Genomic DNA, 20,572 nt, shown 5'->3' on the forward strand with positions numbered 1-20,572 from the left:
GCGATATGATCCGCATCCTTCCATATTCATTCGGGGCCCCCATGAAATTCGAGGCGTTGTTCAAACCGTTGCAGGTCGGTCCGTACAAGCTCGCGCATCGCGTCGCGATGGCGCCGCTGACGCGCATGCGCGCCGAGCGCGACAGCTTTTCGCCGCGGCCGCTCAACGCCGAGTATTACGGCCAGCGCGCCACCCAGGGCGGCCTGATCATCGCGGAAGCCTCGCCCGTGCTCTCGCATGGTCGCGGTAATCCGGCGACGCCCGGCATCTATTCGGACGCGCAGATCGCCGGCTGGCGCAAGGTGACGGATGCCGTGCACGCCAAGGGCGGCATCATCTTTCTCCAGCTCTGGCATGTCGGCCGCGTCTCGCATTCCTCCTTTCACGGCGGCGCGCTGCCGGTCTCGGCCTCGGCGATCCCGATCCAGGCCGAGGGCATGAAGGCGATGACCGCCGACGGCAAGGTTTCCGACTACGAGGCGCCGCGCGCGCTTGAGACGGACGAGGTCAAGGGCATCGTCGAGGCGTTCCGGCAGGGCGCGAAGAACGCGCTGGCCGCCGGTTTCGACGGCGTCGAGATCCACGGCGCCAACGGCTATCTGCTCGAGCAATTCCTGCAATCGCGCAGCAACCAGCGCACCGATCAATATGGCGGCTCGATCGAGAACCGCGCTCGGCTTCTGCTCGAAGTAACGCAGGCCGCGATCGACGTCTGGGGCGCGAACCGCGTCGGCGTGCGGTTGTCGCCCCATGGCATCGCCAATGATTCCGGCGAGCCCGATCCGATGCCGCTCTATACTCACGTCGTGAAGGCGCTCGACAAGCTCGGCCTCGCCTATCTGCATTTCATCGAGCCACGCTCCAGCGGCTCGGGGCGAGCCGAAGTCAACTGGCAGAACGTGCCGTCGGCGATGCTGCTGTTCCGCCCGCTTTACAGCGGCGTGCTGATGACCGCAGGCGGATTTACCGGCGAGACGGCGAACGCCGCCATCGCGGAGGGGCATGCCGATATCATTGCCTTCGGCCGCATCTTCATCTCCAACCCCGACCTGCCCCGGCGCCTCCAGCACGACTACCCGATCACGCCGTATAATCGTGCGACGTTCTACGGCGGCGAGGAGAAAGGGTATACCGATTATCCGGTGCATGACGAACTGACGCCGGCGTAATCTCTCCTCAAGTCATTCCGGGTTTGATGCTTCGCATCGCCTCCGGAATGGCGAGTTTGATTTGTCGCGCGATCGCCACCACAAACTCCGTCATTGCGAGCGCAGCGAAGCGATCCAGAGTCTTTCCGCAGAGGCAGTCTGGATTGCTTCGCCACGCGCAATGACGACGGAGAAAGCTCCATGGCCAAAGCCGCAGCCGCCGCAGGAATCGCCACCGGTCAATGTCTCTGCGGCAAGGTTACCTTCGAGATCGACGTTCCCGCGCGCTGGGCCTGGCACGATCATTCGGCCAGTAGCCGCCGCGCGCACGGCGCCGCTTATGCCACCTATGTCGGAAGCTGGAAGAAGCGCTTTCGCATCATTTCAGGCAAGTCCGCGCTCACCCGCTACGAGGACAAGGCGACCAAGACCGCGCGCAGCTTCTGCGTACATTGCGGCACGCCCATTGCCTATGAGCGGCCGCGCGGCCCGCACATGGTCAACATTCCCCGCGCCCTGTTCAGGGAGCGCACCGGCCGCCAGCCGCTCTATCACATCGCCATCGAGGAGTTGCAGGAATGGGCCTATACCGGCGAGCCGCTGGTGCCGCTGAAGGGTTTCCCGGGCGTGGTATGGCAGCGCTCGAAAAAAAAGAAGCGCGCGGGCGGCGAGGATCCGTTCGAGTTGGGGCGGGAGGAGATGTAGCGTCCCTCTCCGGCGCAACGCAGCCATGACCACGCTTCCTTGCGCGCATCCCGAAACTTCGGCCATCATGCTTTCAGTCCTTGCGGCAACGTCCGCTCCTGGAGGAAACATGAAGAATAAGATCACCGGCCGCTCCGCCTTTCTCGCGCTGCTCAAGGACGAGGGCATCACGCATCTGTTCGGCAACCCGGGCACCACCGAGCTGCCGATCATGCATGCGCTGAAGGACCATCCCGACCTCACCTATGTGATGGCGATGCAGGAGAGCCTGGTGGTCGCGATTGCGGACGGCTACAGCCGCGCCTCCGGCAAGCTGGTCGCCTGCAACGTCCACGTCGCGCCCGGCCTTGGGAACGCGATGGGCTCGCTCTACAACGCCCAGTTCACGGGCACGCCGATGATCCTCACCGCGGGTCAGCAGGAGCAGGGCCACGGCCTGATGGAGCCCGTCCTGTACGGTCCGCTGGTGCGGATGGCCGAACCGCTGGTGAAATGGGCGGTCGAGGTGACGCGGCTGGAGGATTTGCCGCGCATCGTGCGCCGCGCCGCCAAGGTCGCGACGACGCCGCCGACCGGGCCGGTCTTCATCTCGCTGCCCGGCGATATCCTCAACAGCGAAGCCGGCATCGATCTCGGCCGCTCCACCCGCATCGACACGCGCACCAAGCCGTCTGACGAGGCGCTGAAGGCCTTTGCCGCGCGGTTGCTGAAGGCCGAGCGTCCCGTCATCGTCACCATGGACGAGGTGGTCAAGAGCGATGCGCTGAAGGAAGCGGCCGAACTCGCCGAACTGCTCGGCGCGGCCGCTTACCAATCATCGACGCCCTATGGCGCGCACTTCCTCTCGGAGAGCCCGAGCTTCGTCGGCACGCTGGCGCGGGTGCAGAAGGTGGCGCGCGACACGCTTGCGCCGTACGACCTTCTGATCGCGCTCGGCGGCGATCCGCTGCGGATGTCGGTCTACAGCGAGGTCGATGCGCTGCCGGAGGGCCTCGGCGTCGTGCAGATCGGCCTCGTCGATTGGGAGATCGCCAAGAATTACGGCGCCGAGATCGCGCTGAAGGCGGATTTGAAGGAAACGCTGCGCGCGCTGATACCGGTGCTGAAGGAGATGGGTGGCGCTGCACTGGCGAGCCGCGCCAGGCAACGTCTCGCCGAGCTTGCGCCGAAGAACTGGACTGCGCGGCGTGCCGCGCTGGTCGAGCAGATCGGCAACAGCGCCGGCCGCAACCCGATCGATCCGGACTTTCTGGTCCTGCAAATGGTCGAGGCGATGCCTGATCACGCGATCCTCGTCGACGAAGGCCTCACGTCAAGCCGCCAGATCACGGCGCTGCGTCCGCATCGCGATCGCTATGGCTACCACGGCCTTGCCTCCGGCGGCATCGGCTGGGGCCTGCCGGCGTCGGTCGGCGCCAGCATCGCTAATCCGGATCGCCCCGTCGTGTGCTTCTCCGGCGACGGCAGCGCGATGTATTCGATCCAGTCGCTGTGGACCGCGGCGCATCACAAGCTGCCGCTCAACGTCGTCATCGCCAACAACGGCGGCTACCGCATCATCAAGCAGCGCCTGCTCGCCTTTCATGGCGACGACAATTACGTCGGCATGGATTTCGTCGATCCGCCGGTGGACTTTGCGGGAGTCGCGAAGGCGCTGGGCTGCGAGGCGATCAAAATCAGCGATCCCCGCGAGCTGAAGCCGACGCTGTCGTCGGCGTTCGGCCGGCCGGGGACGAAGCTGATCGAGGTGATGGTGGACGGGAAGGTGTAGGCTGCCTTCGCCGGGACAACGCCCGAGATGTGTCGCAGCCTACCCCTTCTTCCCCACGCGATACCCCGCCGCCGGATGCGGCGCACCTAGCCGCGCACGCCCGGCACCGAACAGCTTCTCCCGCAGCGTGCCTTTCGCATACTCCGGCTTGTATCGGCCACGCCGCGTCAACTCCGGCACCAGCATGTCGGCGATGTCCTCGAAATCGCCCGGCGAAATCGCAAACGCGACGTTGAGGCCGTCGACATCGGTCGCTTCGAACCATGCCTCGATCTTGTCCGCGACCATCTCCGGGGTGCCGACCACCACGGGGCCGGCACCGCCGACGCCGACATGCTCGATCACGTCGCGCACGGTCCAGACCCGGTCGGGATCGGCGCGGGTGACGTTGTCCATCGCGCTGCGGCCGGCATCGTTCTGGACGTGGCGCACCTGCTGGTCGAGGTCGTAGCCGGAGAAGTCGACGCCGGTCCATCCCGACATCAGCGCCAGCGCGCCCTCCGGGCTGATGTGGCGGCGATAGTCGGCATACTTTTCCTTTGCCTCGGCCTCGGTCCGCCCGAGGATGATCGTCATCATCGAGAACATCAGGATCTCTGCCGGGTTGCGGCCGAGCGCAGCCGCCTCCTGGCGGATTGCGGCGACGCGCGGCGCGATCACCTTGGCCGACGGCCCCGACATGAACACGCATTCGGCGTGCTGTGCCGCGAACTGCCGACCACGCGGCGAGGTACCGGCCTGGTACAGCACCGGTGTCCGCTGCGGCGACGGCTCGCTGAGGTGAATGGTGTTGTTGATGCGGTAATTTGCGCCCTCGTGATTGACGCGATGAACTTTGCCGGGATCGGTGAAGATGCCGCGCGCCCTGTCGCGCAACACCGCGTCGTCCTCCCAGCTCCCTTCCCAGAGCTTGTAGACGACTTCCATATATTCGTCGGCGATGTCGTATCGGTCGTCATGTCCGGTCTGCCTGTCCTTGCCGGCGCCGCGCGCTGCGCTGTCGAGATACCCGGTGACGACGTTCCAGCCGATGCGCCCCTCGGTCAGGTGATCGAGCGTCGACATCCGCCGCGCGAACGGGTAGGGCGGCTCGAAAGAGAGATTGCTGGTGACCCCGAAGCCGAGGTTCTGCGTCACAGCCGCCATCGCCGAAAGCAGCAGTAGCGGCTCGTTCGACGGCGTCTGCGCTGCGTTGCGCAAGGCTGCGTCAGGGCTGTTGCCATAGACGTCGTAGACCCCGAGCACATCGGCCAGGAACAAGCCGTCGAAGCGCCCGCGCTCCAGCGTCTTGGCGAGATCGATCCAGTAGGGCAGGCGGTTATATTCGGCGGTGCGGTCGCGCGGGTGGGTCCACAGGCCCGGTGATTGGTGTGCGACGCAATTCATCGCAAAAGCGTTGAGCCTGATTTGCTTCGCCATGCTGATCCCCCGGCGCCCTGTACCGGGCGCTCTTCGAATGATAGACGTGCGCCCCAACTTGGCGAAGTTCTTGCATATAACGCGACCTTGGCAAGGCCAAAATCGGCGGCGCGTCCGCTCTTGGCAAGCCAATCTCAAGAGAGCAAGAACGAAATCACAAGAGAACTACAAGCGAACTACAAGACTACCCACGTCCCCGCCACTTTCGAAGGGCACCCTGTCTCGGGTAGGCTCCTTCGCCTCGAAGCCCGAAAAGCAAGTCATGACCAGAGCCGACGCCATCGCCCGTGCCCGTGAGGATTTCACATCCGGCACGTTCCTCACCGAGCTCGACCGCCGCGTCGCCTATCGGACCGAAAGCCAGAATCCGTCGCGTGGCGCGGAGCTGCGCGGCTATCTGGAACAGGAGATGATGCCCTCCTTTGCCGCGCTCGATTTCACCAGCCGCATCGTCGAATCCCGGAGCGGCAAGGCGCCTTTCCTGTTCGCCGAACATATCGAGAGTGAGACGGCGCCGACCGTGCTGATCTACGGTCATGGCGACGTCGTCGACGGCATGGAGGGCGAGTGGCGCGACGGCCGCGATCCCTGGCGCACGACCGTTGCGGGCGCGCGCCTCTACGGCCGCGGCACCGCCGACAACAAGGGCCAGCACAGCATCAACATGGCCGCGCTTCGTGCGGTGCGCGACGCCCGTGGCGGCAAGCTCGGCTTCAATGCCAAATTTATCGTCGAGATGGGCGAGGAGATCGGCTCGCCCGATCTCGGCAAGGTCTGCGATCTCAACCGCGACGCCCTCAAGGCCGATCTGTTCATGGCGTCCGACGGGCCGCGCCTGTCCGCCGACCGTCCGACGCTGTTTCTTGGCTGCCGTGGCGGCATCCGCATTCATCTCGACGTTAATTTGCGCGACGGCGGGCATCATTCCGGCAATTGGGGAGGCGTGCTCGCCAACCCCGCGACCATTCTGGTCAACGCCATTTCGACGCTGGTTGACGGCCACGGCCGCCTCCAACTCGACGCGCTGAAGCCGCCCCGGCTCACCAACCAGATCCGCAGCTATCTTGCCGATGTGCAGGTGGTGCCGACCGAGGACGAGCCCGCGCTTGCGGAGAATTGGGGCGAAGAAGGTCTGTCGGCAGCCGAGCGGTTGTATGCCTGGAACACGCTGGAAGTGCTGGCGATGTCGTCCGGCAATATCGAGAAGCCCGCCAACGCCATTCCTGGCCATGCCAATGCCGTGCTGCAACTGCGTTTCGTGGTCGGCACCAAGGTCGACGGCCTGATCGATGCCGTCCGCGCGCATCTGGTCGCAAAGGGTTTTCCGATGGTCGAGGTGCGGGCGGCGCAGAGCTTTGCCGCCTCGCGCACGGATTTCGACAGCCCCTGGATCAAATGGGCGGCGGGTTCGGTGAAGGACACAACTGGCAAGGCGCCGGCGGTGCTGCCGAACTTCGGCGGCTCGCTGCCGAACGACGTGTTTTCCGAGATTTTGGGCCTGCCGACGATCTGGGTCCCGCACTCCTATCCCGGCTGCTCCCAGCATGCGCCCAATGAGCACATCCTGCTGCCACTGACCGAAGAGGCCTTGACGGTGATGGCCGGGCTGTTCTGGGATCTCGGGGAATTACCCAAGCCGCTGACCTAGAGCCCATTAACCTGAGCCACAAGCCAGCCGAAAGTCACATTCTAATCCGGCCCAATCTGTGCTTGCATCCGGGCCGCATCATCCTGAAAGGGGACCAAAATAGTGAAACATTTCCGTAGCATCGGCCTCGCGCTCGCCGCGACCTTCGCCGTCAGCCAGGCCGGGGCCCAGGAGCTGACCGGCACGTTGAAGAACATCAAGGACACCGGCGCCATCACGCTGGGCTTCCGCGACTCCTCGATCCCGTTCTCCTATCTCGACGACAACCAGAAGCCCGTCGGGTTCGCGATGGACATCTGCTACAAGATCGTCGACGCCGTGAAGAAGGAGCTCAAGCTCGACAAGCTCGAGGTCAAGCTCAATCCGGTGACCTCGGCGACCCGTATCCCGCTGATGGCCAACGGCACCATCGATCTCGAATGCGGCTCGACCACCAACAATGCCGAGCGCCAGAAGCAGGTCGCCTTCACCAACACCCACTTCCTGACCGCCAGCCGCTACGTCTTCAAGAAGTCGAGCGGCCTGAAGTCGATCGACGACCTCAAGGGCAAGACGGTGGTCTCGACCGCCGGCACCACCAACATCAAGCAGCTCACCGAGGCCAACGTCGAGAAAAAGCTCGGCGCCAACATCATCCCGGCCAAGGACCACGCCGAAGCCTTCCTGATGGTCGAGACCGACCGCGCGGTCGCCTTCGTGATGGATGATATCCTGCTCGCCAGCCTCGTCGCCGGCTCCAAGTCGCCGGGCGACTACGTCATCTCCAAGGACGCGTTCTCCAAGCCTGAGCCCTACGGCATCATGCTGCGCAAGGACGACGCGCCGTTCAAGAAGGTGGTCGATGCGGCGACCGCCGCGCTTTACACCTCGGGCGAAGGCCAGAAGATCTACGACAAGTGGTTCACCCAGAAGATCCCGCCGAAGGGCTTGAACCTTAACGCACCGATCTCGCCCGAGCTGAAGAACGAGTTCGCGAAGCCCACGGATTCGCCGAACCCGGACGACTACAAGTAAGATAGATCCTCGGTCCCAGAGATCGAGATCGTGTCCGGCCACTCTTGACACCAGAGTGGCCGGACATTTGCATAGGCGCCCGGGATATCTATGATTGGCGCGTTCGCGCGGGGGACACGTGAACTACCACTGGAACTGGGGAATTTTCTTCGAGCCGAACCCGATGGGGACAGGCACCTATCTCGACATGCTGCTGTCGGGACTGGTGCTGACCCTGAAGACGGCCGCGCTCGCCTGGATCATCGCGCTGATCTTCGGCTCGCTCGTCGGTGTCATGCGCACGCTTCCCTCCCGGGGCGCGGACTGGTTCGGCTTCTGCTGGGTCGAATTCTTCCGCAATATGCCGCTGCTCGTGCAGCTCTTCCTGTGGTTCTTCGTGCTGCCGGAGTTGCTGCCGAAGGCTGCCGGTACCTGGCTGAAGCAACTGCCGAACGCGCCGTTCTGGACGGCGGCGATCGGCATCGGCTTCTTCATGTCGGCGCGCGTGGCCGTTCAGCTGCAGGCCGGTATCGGCTCGCTGCCGCGAGGGCAGAAGATGGCGGCCACTGCGCTGGGCCTCACCACCTTGCAGGCCTATCGCTACGTGCTGCTGCCGATGGCGTTCCGCATCATCCTGCCGCCGCTGACCTCCGAATTCCTCAACACCATCAAGAATACGGCGGTCGCGATCACGATCGGTCTGCTCGAGCTGACCGGGCAGGCGCGCTCGATGCAGGAATTCTCGTTCCAGGTGTTCGAAGCCTTCACCGCCGCGACCCTGCTCTATCTCCTCGTCAACGCCGTTGTCGTGACCGCGATGCGCTTCCTCGAACGCTGGGTCGCGATCCCCGGCTACATCACGGGGAAATAGCGATGTTTGCCAATCTCGATTTCGACGTCATTCGCCGTGCGCTGCCCTATCTGTTCTTTGAGGGGATGAGGTTCACGCTGACGCTGACGGCGCTTGCAGCCCTCGGCGGCCTGGTCTTCGGCACGGCGCTCGCGCTGATGCGGCTGTCCGGCCACAAGATCCTCGGGCGCATCGCCGGCGTCTATGTCGACTTCATGCGCTCGCTGCCGCTGGTGCTGGTGATCTTCTGGTTCTACTTCCTGGTGCCTTATATCGGGCAATGGGTGACCGGCGCCTCGCGTCCGATCAGTGTCGGCGCCTTCGCATCCTCGCTCATCACCTTCATCATGTTCGAGGCGGCATACTTCTCCGAGATCATGCGCGCCGGCATCCAGTCGATCTCGCGCGGCCAGCCGGCCGCGGCCAGCGCGCTGGGGCTGACCTACGCCCAGACCATGCGCTACGTCGTGTTGCCGCAAGCCTTCCGCAACATGCTGCCGGTGCTGATCACGCAGACCATCGTGCTGTTTCAGGATACTTCGCTGGTCTACGTCCTCTCGATCACGGACTTCCTGGGCGCGGCGAGCAAGGTCGCGCAGCGCGACGGGCGCCTCGTCGAAATGTATCTGTTCGCGGCCGTCGTCTACTTCACCATTTCCTGTATCGCGTCCTTCGGCGTCCGCCGACTGCAGGCGCGCATCGCCATCATTCGCTAGGGCTAGCCGCTCATGATCGAAATCAGCCACGTCAACAAATGGTACAGCCCGAGCTTCCAGGTGCTGACCGATTGCACAACCAGCGTCACCAAGGGCGAGGTCGTGGTGGTCTGCGGCCCCTCGGGCTCGGGCAAGTCGACCCTGATCAAGTGCGTCAATGCGCTGGAGCCGTTCCAGAGCGGCGACATCAGCGTCGACGGCACCAAGGTCAACGACCCCAAGACCAATTTGCCCAAGCTGCGCTCGCGCGTCGGCATGGTGTTCCAGCACTTCGAGCTGTTCCCGCATCTGAAGATCATCGACAATCTCTGCCTTGCGCAGCAGAAGGTGCTCGACCGGTCGCGCGACAAGGCGATGGCGAAAGGCATGCAGCTGCTGGAGCGCGTCGGCCTCAAGGAGCAGGCGCAAAAGTTTCCCGCGAACCTGTCTGGCGGCCAGCAGCAGCGCGTCGCGATCGCGCGTGCGCTTGCGATGGACCCGATCGTGATGCTGTTCGACGAGCCGACCTCGGCGCTCGACCCGGAAATGGTCAGCGAGGTGCTCGACGTCATGGTGGATCTCGCTCATGAAGGCATGACCATGATGGTTGTCACCCACGAGATGGGCTTTGCCCGCAAGGTCGCCAACCGCGTGATCTTCATGGACCGCGGCGAGATCGTCGAGGACGCGGCGAAGGAAGACTTTTTCGGCAAGCCGCGCAGCGACCGCGCGCAGAAGTTCTTGTCGAAGATCTTGTCCCACTGATCCCGCCGTCATTCCGGGACGTGCCGCCCGGCGCGGGCCCGGAATGACGGGTTGAGGGTTTCGTGGCAACAACAAATCCCTTATACCGGCGGGTAATCCCTATTCCCGCCAGGAGACCTGCCTTGGACTCGATCGCCTACGTTAACGGCTCATTCGTCCCGCTCTCGGACGCCAAGATCTCGGTCCTGGATCGCGGCTTCCTGTTTGCGGACGGCATCTACGAGGTTTCGGCCGTGCTCGACGGCAAGCTGATCGACAACGCTTCGCATTTGACGCGGCTGGAGCGGTCGGTCGGCGAGATCAAGCTGAAGCTTCCGGAGACGCTCGAGCGCATCACCGAGCTCCAGAAGGAGCTGATTGCGCGCAACAAGGTCGAGAACGGCCTCGTCTACCTCCAGGTCACGCGCGGCGCCGACAAGGGCCGCGACTTCGCCTTCCCCAAGGGCGACGTCAAGTCGAGCCTGGTGATGTTCACCTCGGAGAAAGACATCATCGGTTCGGCCGCAGCCAAGACCGGCATCAACGTGATCACCGTGCCCGACATCCGCTGGGAGCGGCGCGACATCAAGAGCGTGGCGCTGCTGGCCCAGGTGCTGGCGAAGCAGGCCGCAGCCGAAGCCGGCGCCGGCGAAGCGTGGATGCTCGAAGACGGTTATGTCACCGAAGGCGGTTCGTCCTCGGCGTTCATCCTCACCAAGGACGACGTCATCGTGACCCGCAAGAACTCCAACGCGATCCTGCCGGGCTGCACCCGCAAGGCGGTGGTCGCGCTCGCCGAGGAGCGCCAGCTCCGTGTCGAGGAGCGTTCGTTCACGGTCGCCGAAGCGCTTGCAGCCAAGGAAGCCTTCGCCACCTCGGCCTCGCTGTTCGTCCAGCCGGTGGTTGCGATCGACGGCAAGAAGGTCGGCGACGGCAAACCCGGCCCGATGGCGGCGCGGCTTCGCGAGATCTACGTGGAGTTCGCCAAGGCGACGGCGGTCTAAGCCACATACTCAGCTATCGTAAGGGTGGGCAAAGGCGCGCTTGCGCCGTGCCCACGTCTTCTTCGCGGTTGCCCAAAAGAGGTGGGCACGCTTCGCTTTACCCGCCCTACGAGATTTGGCTGCGGCCTACGCCGCCGAGGCCTTCACCTTCACCGGATGCACCGCACGGAACGCGATTGCGATCCTGTTCCAGGCATTGATGGCGCCGATCAGCATGGTCAGGTTCACCGTCTCCGCATCGGAGAATTGCGTGCGGACCTGTTCGTAGACGTCGTCAGGTGCGTGCGTCTCCGAGATCAGCGTCACCGACTCGGTCCAGGCCAGTGCGGCGCGCTCGCGATCGGTATAGAGCGGGGATTCACGCCAGGCGTTGAGCAGATAGATGCGCTGCTCGGTCTCGCCGCGCTTGCGGGCGTCCTCGGTGTGCATGTTGATGCAGAAGGCGCATCCGTTGATCTGCGAGGCCCGGATCTTGACGAGCTCGATCAGCGATTTCTCGAGGCCCGTCGACTGGATCTGCTCTTCCAGCGCCATCAGCGCCTTCATCGTGTCCGGGGCTGCCTGGTAGAAGTTCATGCGGGGTTTCATGGTCGATCTCCTTGCTTGCTAGGTTGATTTCAGTGGGCGCCGCCGGCCGAAGTCGGGCCGGCCTTCTTCAGGAAGAGGACTGCGGCGAGCGCGACGATCAGCGCCATGCCGAGCAGATAGAAGGTGTCGCTGAATGCGAAGATGTAGGCCTGCTTCTGCACGACATGGCCGATCGCGACATAGGCGCGATGCGACGCATCGGCGCGGTCGAGAATGCCGTGATTCATGAAATACCGCGTGAGCTGCTCCAGCCGCGTGCGGGTGGCCTGCTCGAACAGCGAAACCGACTGCGTCAGCACGTTGGAGTGATACTGCTCGCGCTTGGTCAGCGCGGTCTGGAGTAGCGCGATGCCGACGGCGCCGCCGAGATTGCGCATCATGTTGAACAGGCCGGAAGCCGAGCCAGCATTCTCCGCCTCGATGCCAGCCGTGGCCACCGCCGACAGCGGCGCCATCACCAGTGCCTGGCCGATGGCGCGGACGACGTTCGGCCACAGCAGCTGGTCGGCGGCATAGTCATTGGTCATGGTGATGTTCATGAAATTGGAGGCCGCGAACAGCACGAAGCCGACGCCGATGATGATGCGCGCATCGAATTTCTGCATCAGGCGCGGCACCAGCGGGATCAGCAGGAGCTGCGGCAGACCGGTCCATGCCAGTACCATGCCGATCTGCTCGGCGTTGTAGCCCTGGATGCGGGCGAGATATTGCGGCAGGATGAAGACCGAGCCGTACAGCGCGATTCCAAGCAGGAAGTTCGCGAGCATGCCGAAGCCGAAGTTGCGGCGGACCAGCAGGCGCAGGTTCAACAGCGGCTTCTTCACCGTGAGCTCGATGATCAGGAAGGCGGTCAGCGCGACGGCCGCGATGACGGAGAGCTTGACGATGAAGGGCGAGCCGAGCCAGTCGTCCTTGTTGCCTTCTTCCAGCACGGTCTGAAGCGCCGACAGGCCGATCGCCATGGTGATGATGCCGGCCCAGTCGCCATCGCGGAGCAGCGTCAGCTTCATGGGCTTGGGGTCGAGCGCGTACCAGAGCATGCCGACCATGATCGCGCCGGGGACGAGGTTGACGTAGAAGATGTACTGCCAGCCGAAATTCTCGGTGAGATAGCCGCCGATGGTCGGGCCGATTGCGGGCGCGAACGTCGCCGACAGCGCGAACAGCGCAAGGCCGACCGGCTGCTTGGCCCGCGGCAGCAGCGTGATGATCAGCGTGAAGGCCATCGGGATCAGCACGCCGCCGGAGAAGCCTTGGACAGCGCGCAGCACGATCATCTGCGGCAGGTCCTGCGCAAGCGCGCACGCCGCGGACAAAAGCAGGAACAGGATCGCGTTGGTGAGGAGGTAGATCCGGATCGAGAACACCTGGGCGAGCCACCCTGAAAGCGGGATCACCACGATCTCCGCGATCAGATAGGAGGTCGAGATCCAGCCGCCGTCGTCGATGCCGGCGCCGATCGCGCCCTGGATGTCGGCGAGCGAGGCATTGACGATCTGGATGTTCAGCACTGCCATGAAGGCGCCGAGCGTCGCGCCGATCACGGCGATCCAGGTTTTTGCGGACACCGCCGGCGCGGCGGGCGCCGTGGCGGCGGGAACGTCGGCAGCGGCGTTGACGGTCGGTTGAAGCGTGCTCATGGAAGCCTCGTCCCGGTGACGGAGACAGGATGCATTCGGCGGACGGTTTCGATCATCGACGAAGTCCTGGAACGGTCATCCGGCGGGTTTGGTGTCTACGGTCGGCACCGCGGACATGCCGGGGCGTAGCAGGCCGGTCAGGCTGTGGTCGTCCAACACGATCTTCACCGGCACGCGTTGCACGATCTTGGTGAAATTGCCGGTGGCGTTATCGGGGGGCAGCAGCGCGAACTCGAGTCCGCTCGCCGGCGAAAGGCTGTCGACGTGACCGCGAAGCGTGCGATCGCGAAAGCTGTCGACATGCAGTTCGACCGGCTGGCCCGGACGCACATGGGTAAGCTGGGTCTCCTTGAAATTCGCGACCACATAGACTGCATCGAGCGGCACCACGGCCATCAACTGCGTGCCGGCCTGCACGAACTGGCCGACGCGCAATGAGCGCGCACCGACCGTGCCGTCGACCGGCGCGGTGATCTCCGTATAGGACAGGTTCAGCTCTGCCTGGTCTGCGACTGCACGAGCGCGTTCGAGCTGGGCTGTGGCCTGGGCGCGCTGGGTGGTGAGCACGTCGACCTTGCGCTGTGCGGCCACGAGGCCTGACTTGGCATGCTGCAATTGCGCGTTGCTGGCGCGCAGCGCCGCATCGGTTTGCTGCGCGCGCTGAATCGTGCCGGAACCCGACTTCATCAGGTCGTCGTAACGAGCGCGCTCCTCCTGCGCGAACTTCAGATTGGCGTCCGCGGCGGCGACATCGGCCGTGCCCTGTTCGATGATCGGCTGCTGAAGCGCGAGTTGCGCGTCGATGTTGCGCACCGAGGCTTCGCCGGCGGCGACATCCGCGCGGGCCTGACCGAGCGCCGCCTTGAAGTCACGGTCGTCGATCTTCGCCAGCACCTGTCCGGCTTTGACCTTTTCGTTGTCGCCGACCAGGACCTTCGCGATGTAGCCGGAAACCTTCGGCGCGACGATCGTGGAGTCCGCCTTGACATAGGCGTCGTCGGTCGTCTCGAGAAAGCGGCCGTTGATCCAGTAGTCGTGACCGTAATAGACAATCGCTGCCGTGCCGGCGAGGAGCGCGAGCACCAGCGCCGCGCGCTGGACCATCTTCCGGGTCGGCATACGCACCGACGGCTTGACGTAATCATCAGTGATTTCAGTTGCTTGCTGGAAATTCTCGCTGCGGGGCATCTCGGACATCGCGGTCTCCTATCGGCTCGCAGGGACTATCGGTCGTTCCAGGTCGAGCGATAATCGGTGAAATGCCGGAAGGATTATCCAGTAGGAGCGGATAGTCCCAGCTCCCGGCCCTGGTCTGCAGGGGGTTTAGCGAACCAGAGGTGCGGCTGCCCCAGAGCGATTGCCGCGTCTGTCGAGCGATTGCTGCTAACGTCTGCGCCCCTGCTGCACGAGATGATCGGATGGATAATCCAGGGGAATACCTTGCGATTGTCGACCGAGAGCGGATAATCAGGCGGCATGGACCGATTGACCAGCCTCGAAGTCTTCAGCCGCGTGGTCGAGACCGGTGGGTTCTCTGCAGCAGCTCGCAAGCTCAACATGTCGACCACCATGGTGAGCAATCACGTTCAGGCGCTGGAAGACCGGCTTGGGGTGAGGCTGCTTCAGCGCACCACACGCAGGGTCAGCCTCACCGAGATCGGCAAGGCCTACTACGACCGCTGCGTCCAGATCCTCGCCGATATCGGACAGGCCGACGACATCGCGAGCGAATTGCAGTCGGTGCCCCGCGGCACGCTACGGGTCCACGTCGCCACACACATGGTGCCGTTCGTCGCGCCCGTGGTGGCGAAACTCCTGTCGACCTATCCGGAGCTCAAGATCGATCTGCGCATGGGCGAGGCCGAAATCGACCTCATCGAGGAAGGCTATGACGTCGCCCTGCGGATGACCTCGCCGCCGGATTCGAGCCTGATCGTCCGCAGCCTCGCCACCTGGCGCCACGTGCTGTGCTGCTCGCACGACTATCTCGAAAGGCATGGCCGCGTGCAGAAACTCGACGAGCTCGCCGCGCACAATTGCGGCCGTCATTTGAATTATCCCTTCGGTGACGATTGGCGCTTCTTCGATCGCAAGGGCACGCCGGCATCGGTGCGGATCTCCGGCAGCTTCATCACCAATAGCGGTGAGGCCCTGCGCAAGGTGGCCCTGGAAGGCGCTGCCGTCTGCCTGATGGCCGGATTTCTCATCCAGGACGATCTCGAGGCCGGTCACCTCGTTCGCCTCCTGCCGGAATATCGTCCCGTCGAGATGTCGATGAACGCGGTCTATCCGCACCGTCATCATCTGTCGGCGAAGGTCAGGACCTTCATCGACATGCTCGTGCACCACAGCGCCGAGCAGCAGAAGCTGATCAATCCGTATTCATGACCGGCGCGGCGCCGGGAGTCGCCCGAACAGCCTTTCCAGCGCCATGCCGACCGCGAGCAGCCGCCGATCGCTGCCTGCCGGCCCGTCCAGCTCGAGACCTATCGGCAATCTGCAGGTGGCGCCCAGCGCAATGGGAATCTGGATGCCGGGAATGCCGGCATTGCTGCCGGGATCGGTGTTCTGGATGAAAAGACCGAAATTCTCGAGGCTGCTGGAGTCGGGATTGGACGCGATCGCCACGCGCGGCGTGGTCGGGAAGGCGATGGCGTCGAGCCGATTATCGGCAAAGGTCCTGCCGTAGAGCGCCTGCAGCGCGGGACGCGCGGTCTTGATTGCGTGGTCGTAGATCGGCCTGGCGTCGACCAGCGTGTCGTCGGGGCCGGGCAGTTTGCGCGGGATGACGAGGCCATCATAGGTACCCTTCACGTCGGGGCTGGCGATCTCCCTGGCCAGCGCCTCGATGGTGATGCCGGTGCCGGTATGCGCGAGATAGGCGACCAGATCGTCATAGGCCTCGTACAGCGCGACGGGAAAGCTGGCTTGCCCGTTGAGCTCAGCCAGTTGCGGCATCTCGATCTCGACGATCGTGACACCCTGCGCCTTGATTGTCGCGACGGCCGCGTGGAAGGCGGCTTCGGTATCCGCATCGAGATTGGCGAGCATGGTCTTCACGATGCCGATGCGGACCTGCTTCAGGTCGGCCGGCTGCGTGGCATCGCCGCCTGCAATGACACGGTCCAGCAACTCGACGTCGGCCATGGTGGCGGCCATCGGGCCCGCGGTGTCGCGGGTGTGGGATATCGGCGCGATGCCCTGTTGCGGATAGCGTCCGACGGTCGGTCGCAGCGAGGCGCATCCGTTCAGCGCGGCCGGCACCCGGACCGATCCGCCCGTGTCGGTCCCAAGCCCACCCGCGACGATCCGCGCCCCGAGCGCGGCGCCCGTGCCGGATGAGGAGCCGCCGGCGATCAGCGTGCGGTCATAGGCATTGCGGACACCGAACTCCTTGCCGGTCTTGAAGGCGGTGTTGTAGCCGGAGATGCCGAAGGCCAGCTCATGCATGCTGGTCTTGCCGATGATGACCGCGCCCGCGGCCCGTAGCTTCGCCACGACCGGCGCGTCGGCCTTTGGGACATAATCCTTCAGCGCGGGCGTGCCGGCGCTACAGGGTAGCCCGGCCACCTCGATGTTGTCCTTGATCACGATGGGAACGCCGCCGAGCGGCTTGCCCCTGTCCCCCTCCGCATCGAATGCAGCCGCGGCCCTCAGGGCGCCGGCCTCATCCACAGTGACGAAGGCGTTGAGATCGGCATTGGCCTTGGCACGGGCAAGAGCTTCCGTCGTGAGCGCGGTGCTCGTGACTTTTCCGGCGCGAAGGTCGGCTGCGGCCTGGGTCAAGGTCAACTGATCGAAATCCATGATGCGTCACCCGATTGCAGGGGTGCCATCAGGGCACCCCTCGGGTTCAGAGGCTGAAGCCTCGTCGTCGCCCCGTCAACCGTAAGCGCGCATCTTTGCGGGCGATGGCGCGTCGAGCTCGGAGAACAGCCGCTCGACCTCGGCCTTGACCTTCACGATCGCGGCGTCTTTGACCGGCCCGTAGCCGCGGATATCCATCGGGGCTTTTGCAATGGCGACGAGATTTGGCAGATGCGCCGCATCGAGGCCGTCGAGCATCCGCTTGACCACGTCATCGTACCAGCTGATCAGCTCCCGCTCGGCGCGCCGGTCCGCCGTGTAGCCGAATGGATCGAATGGCGTGCCGCGCAATCCCTTCAACCGCGCCAGCATGGCGAACGGCAACTGGATCCACTGGCCGAAGGCGCGCTTGCGCGGCCGGCCGCGGCCGTCGATCCCTGACGGCAGGAAGGGTGGCGCGAGATGATATTTGATGCTGAAGCCATCCTCGAATTCGCGCTTCAGTTCGTCCAGGAACCCGCTCTGCATGTGCAGGCGCGCCACCTCGTACTCGTCCTTGTAGGCCATCAGCTTGAACAGGGCGCGCGCGACCGCCTCGGTCAGCGCCGTGCCGTCCACGGAAGATTCGGCGTCGCGGACCTTTGCGACGATCGCCCGATAACGGGTCGCATAGGCGCGGTCCTGATAGGCGGTGAGAAAATCCGCGCGACGGTCGATGAGCTGGTCGAGCGTCTCGGCCTTGAGCGCTTCATCCACTTTGGGCAAGAGGTCCGGATCTGCAGCCGCGATCCGGCCCCAGGCGAAAGCCTGCCTGTTGCGTTCGATCGCGACGCCGTTGAGCTCGATCGCGCGCAGCAGCGCGTGCAGCGAGACCGGCACCAGGCCGCGTTGCCAGGAAAAGCCGAGCATGATGATGTTGGCATAGACGGCATCGCCGAGCAGACGCTCGGCGAGCGCGTTGGCATTGATCGTGTCGAGCTTATCCTCACCGATCACCCGACCGATCGCACGCAGGCGGGCGGGGGAGGCGAGGTCGGCGTCGCGGAAGCGGACGACGTCTCCGGTCGGCATCTCCGCGGTGTTGACCACGGCGCGTGTGCCTTTCCGATAGGTGCCGGACGCCTTCGGCGAGGAGCTGACGACCATGTCGCAGCCGATCAGCGCATCGGCCGCACCCTGGTCGATGCGCACCTGATGCAGCGCCTCGGGACTTGCAGCAATCCGGATAAAGCTCAGCACAGGCCCGAACTTCTGCGCAAAGCCGGTAAAATCAAGCACCGAGACGCCGCGTCGTTCGAGATGCGCCGCCATGCCGATCAGCGCGCCGACCGTGATCACGCCCGTGCCGCCGACGCCGGTGACGAGCAAATCGTAGGGAGGATCGAGCGTTGCGGGGTTGGGCAGGGCAAGCGTGCCCGCGTGGCTGACCGCGTCGATCAGGCTCGCGCTCTTCTTCCGGCGCGTCGCGCCCTCAACGGTGACGAAGCTCGGGCAGAATCCATTGAGGCAGGAAAAATCCTTGTTGCAGGTTGAGAGGTTGATCCTGCGCTTGCGTCCGAACGGCGTCTCCCTGGGTTCGACGCTGAGACAGTTGGATTCGACCGAGCAGTCCCCGCAGCCCTCGCAGACGAGATCGTTGATGTAGGCAAAGCGTTTCGGGTCGGCCATCTCGCCGCGCTTGCGCCGGCGCCGTTTCTCGGTGGCGCAGGTCTGCTGGTAGATCAGCACCGAGACGCCGGAGACGTCACGCAGCTCGCGCTGCACGCTGTCCATCTCCTCGCGCGGATGGAGGCCGACGCCGATCGGCAGGTCCGCCGGGGAAAATTGCGCGGGATCGTCCGACACCAGCGCGATGCGCTCAACGCCCTCGGCGCGGACGCTGTGCGCGATCGCGTGCACGCTGATGGGGCCGTCGACCGGCTGGCCGCCGGTCATGGCGACGGCGTCGTTGAACAGGATCTTGTAGGTGATGTTGGCCTTGGCGGCGATCGCCTGCCGGATCGCCATCGAGCCGGAATGATAATAGGTGCCTTCGCCGAGGTTCTGGAAGACGTGCTTGTGGCCGGTGAACCGTGACGAGGCCGCCCAGTTCACGCCTTCGCCGCCCATCTGGATCAGCGAGGAGGTCTCGCGGTCCATCCAGCTCGCCATGAAGTGGCAGCCGATGCCGGCCAGCGCTTTCGAGCCTTCCGGCACCTTCGTCGAAATGTTGTGCGGGCATCCCGAGCAGAAATACGGCGTGCGCGTTGCGCCCGAGACGTTGATCGTGCGCGCCGCCTCCGGCAGCAGCGCGGCTGCACGCGCGGTGAGATCGAGCCCCGGAAAAATCGGATCGAGCCGCCGCGCCAGCACGCCGGCGAGCACGCGCGGCGACAATTCGCCGATCCAGGAGATCAGCCGAGCCCCTCGCTCGTCGTGCTTGCCGACCATGCGCTCGGGTTTTGAGCCGGGATAGTCGTAGAAATATTCCTTGAACTGGCTCTCGATGATGCCGCGCTTCTCCTCGACCACGAGAATCTCGCGCTTGCCCTTCACGAAGTCCATGGCGTCGTGCAGCGCCAGCGGCCAGACCATGCCGACCTTGTAGACGTCGATGCCGATGCTGCGGCAGGCCGCCTCATTGAGGCCTATCAGCCGCAACGCTTCCATCAGGTCGAGATGCGCCTTGCCCGTCGTGACGATGCCGTAAGTGGCGCCGGGAATGTCGTAGATGTGGCGATCGATCGGATTGGCTTTGGCAAAGGCGTAGACCGCATGCTTCTTCGCCTCCAGCCGCTCCTCGATCTGGGGGCCCGGCAGGTCGGGCCAGCGATAATGCAGGCCGTCCGGCGGCGGCGTGAAGTCGGGCGTGCGGAAGGCGCGCGGCGGGCGCAGCGCGACGGAGGCGCCGGATTCCACGATCTCCGAGATCGCCTTGAAGCCAACCCACATGCCGGAGAATCGGCTCAGCGCGTAGCCATATTCACCGAATTCGAGATATTCGCCGACGTTCGCGGGGTGCAGCGTCGGCATGAACCAGCTCATGAAGGCGACATCGGATTGATGCGGCATCGAGGAGGAGACACAGCCATGGTCGTCGCCGGCGACCACCAGCACGCCGCCATGCGGCGAGGAGCCGTAGGCGTTGCCGTGCTTGAGCGCATCGCCGGAGCGGTCGACGCCGGGGCCCTTGCCATACCAGAGCCCGAACACGCCCTCGACCTCGCGGTCGGCTTGCGTCTCGACCTGCTGCGAGCCGAGCACGGCGGTTGCGGCGAGATCCTCGTTCACCGCGGGGAGGAACTCGATGCGGTCGCGCTTCAGCCGCTCCTGTATGCGCCACAGCTCCAGATCGATGCCGCCGAGCGGCGAGCCGCGATAACCTGAGATGAAGCCCGCGGTGTTCAGCCCTGCCGCACGATCGCGCCTGACCTGATCGAGCGCGATGCGGACGATGGCCTGCGTGCCCGTGAGGAAGACGCGGCCCTCGTCGCGATCGTAGCGGTCAGGCAGTTCGTAGCTGTCGAGTGATGGAATGGCGTCCATGGCGGGCCTCGCACGGCATTTGCCGAATACCGGAA

General features: G+C 64.5%; 16 protein-coding genes. 10 read left to right on the forward strand and 6 right to left on the reverse strand.

Annotated elements, in window-relative coordinates; genetic code table 11:
- Positions 1 to 41 precede the first annotated feature (41 nt).
- The 3 genes from JQ572_RS02280 (at position 42) to JQ572_RS02290 (ending at position 3,624) form a co-directional block, all read left to right on the forward strand.
- The gene (locus JQ572_RS02280) at positions 42 to 1,169 is read left to right on the forward strand and encodes an alkene reductase (RefSeq protein ID WP_211381353.1); all 1,128 of its coding nucleotides are present in this window, start codon (positions 42 to 44) and stop codon (positions 1,167 to 1,169) included.
- 180 nt (positions 1,170 to 1,349) lie between these two features.
- Positions 1,350 to 1,853 (forward strand): GFA family protein, encoded by a 504-nt coding sequence (locus JQ572_RS02285; RefSeq protein ID WP_211381354.1) that lies wholly within the window; start codon positions 1,350 to 1,352, stop codon positions 1,851 to 1,853.
- A gap of 109 nt (positions 1,854 to 1,962) precedes the next feature.
- Positions 1,963 to 3,624, forward strand: a complete 1,662-nt coding sequence (locus JQ572_RS02290; RefSeq protein WP_211381355.1) for a thiamine pyrophosphate-binding protein — start codon at positions 1,963 to 1,965, stop codon at positions 3,622 to 3,624.
- A gap of 39 nt (positions 3,625 to 3,663) precedes the next feature.
- Here JQ572_RS02290 and JQ572_RS02295 read toward each other — a convergent pair whose 3' ends face one another.
- Entirely contained in the window at positions 3,664 to 5,043 is a 1,380-nt protein-coding gene (locus JQ572_RS02295) for an LLM class flavin-dependent oxidoreductase (protein WP_211381356.1), read from the reverse strand.
- Between the two features lie 262 nt (positions 5,044 to 5,305).
- On the opposite strand from JQ572_RS02295, the gene JQ572_RS02300 reads away from it, so the two are divergent.
- The 6 genes from JQ572_RS02300 to JQ572_RS02325 all read left to right on the forward strand — a co-directional run bounded on the left by JQ572_RS02300 (position 5,306) and on the right by JQ572_RS02325 (position 10,977).
- On the forward strand, positions 5,306 to 6,691 hold the full coding sequence (locus tag JQ572_RS02300) for a M20 family metallopeptidase (RefSeq protein ID WP_211381357.1): 1,386 nt from the start codon (positions 5,306 to 5,308) through the stop codon (positions 6,689 to 6,691).
- 102 nt (positions 6,692 to 6,793) lie between these two features.
- Entirely contained in the window at positions 6,794 to 7,705 is a 912-nt protein-coding gene (locus JQ572_RS02305; RefSeq protein WP_211381358.1) for an amino acid ABC transporter substrate-binding protein, read from the forward strand.
- Between the two features lie 118 nt (positions 7,706 to 7,823).
- Positions 7,824 to 8,555, forward strand: a complete 732-nt coding sequence (locus tag JQ572_RS02310) for an amino acid ABC transporter permease (protein WP_211381359.1) — start codon at positions 7,824 to 7,826, stop codon at positions 8,553 to 8,555.
- Between the two features lie 2 nt (positions 8,556 to 8,557).
- Positions 8,558 to 9,250 (forward strand): amino acid ABC transporter permease, encoded by a 693-nt coding sequence (locus JQ572_RS02315; RefSeq protein ID WP_211381360.1) that lies wholly within the window; start codon positions 8,558 to 8,560, stop codon positions 9,248 to 9,250.
- Positions 9,251 to 9,262: 12 nt separating this feature from the next.
- On the forward strand, positions 9,263 to 9,994 hold the full coding sequence (locus JQ572_RS02320; protein WP_211381361.1) for an amino acid ABC transporter ATP-binding protein: 732 nt from the start codon (positions 9,263 to 9,265) through the stop codon (positions 9,992 to 9,994).
- A gap of 122 nt (positions 9,995 to 10,116) precedes the next feature.
- Complete coding sequence (locus tag JQ572_RS02325; RefSeq protein ID WP_211381362.1) at positions 10,117 to 10,977, forward strand: D-amino-acid transaminase; 861 nt, start codon at positions 10,117 to 10,119, stop codon at positions 10,975 to 10,977.
- 126 nt (positions 10,978 to 11,103) lie between these two features.
- Here the strand turns inward: JQ572_RS02325 and JQ572_RS02330 are convergent, their stop codons facing one another.
- From JQ572_RS02330 to JQ572_RS02340, 3 genes are all read right to left on the reverse strand, one after another.
- Positions 11,104 to 11,565 (reverse strand): carboxymuconolactone decarboxylase family protein, encoded by a 462-nt coding sequence (locus JQ572_RS02330; RefSeq protein ID WP_211381363.1) that lies wholly within the window; start codon positions 11,563 to 11,565, stop codon positions 11,104 to 11,106.
- Positions 11,566 to 11,594: 29 nt separating this feature from the next.
- Positions 11,595 to 13,205 carry an MDR family MFS transporter gene (locus tag JQ572_RS02335; protein WP_211381364.1) on the reverse strand — a complete coding sequence of 537 codons (1,611 nt, stop codon included), beginning with the start codon at positions 13,203 to 13,205 and terminating at the stop codon, positions 11,595 to 11,597.
- A 75-nt stretch (positions 13,206 to 13,280) separates the two neighbouring features.
- Positions 13,281 to 14,402: an HlyD family secretion protein gene (locus tag JQ572_RS02340; RefSeq protein WP_211381365.1), complete on the reverse strand. Its 1,122-nt coding sequence runs from the start codon at positions 14,400 to 14,402 to the stop codon at positions 13,281 to 13,283.
- A gap of 279 nt (positions 14,403 to 14,681) precedes the next feature.
- On the opposite strand from JQ572_RS02340, the gene JQ572_RS02345 reads away from it, so the two are divergent.
- Complete coding sequence (locus JQ572_RS02345; RefSeq protein ID WP_211381366.1) at positions 14,682 to 15,593, forward strand: LysR family transcriptional regulator; 912 nt, start codon at positions 14,682 to 14,684, stop codon at positions 15,591 to 15,593.
- Here the strand turns inward: JQ572_RS02345 and iaaH are convergent.
- Both iaaH and JQ572_RS02355 read right to left on the reverse strand, forming a co-directional pair.
- Entirely contained in the window at positions 15,588 to 17,012 is a 1,425-nt protein-coding gene (gene iaaH / locus JQ572_RS02350) for an indoleacetamide hydrolase (RefSeq protein WP_211381367.1), read from the reverse strand. The two genes, JQ572_RS02345 and iaaH, sit on opposite strands and share 6 nt — an antisense overlap.
- Before the next feature lie 75 nt (positions 17,013 to 17,087).
- The gene (locus tag JQ572_RS02355; RefSeq protein ID WP_211381368.1) at positions 17,088 to 20,537 is read right to left on the reverse strand and encodes an indolepyruvate ferredoxin oxidoreductase family protein; all 3,450 of its coding nucleotides are present in this window, start codon (positions 20,535 to 20,537) and stop codon (positions 17,088 to 17,090) included.
- Positions 20,538 to 20,572: the final 35 nt, after the last annotated feature.

Origin of the sequence: Bradyrhizobium sp. SZCCT0153, assembly GCF_018129995.1 — a bacterium.
Lineage (GTDB): Bacteria > Pseudomonadota > Alphaproteobacteria > Rhizobiales > Xanthobacteraceae > Bradyrhizobium > Bradyrhizobium japonicum_G.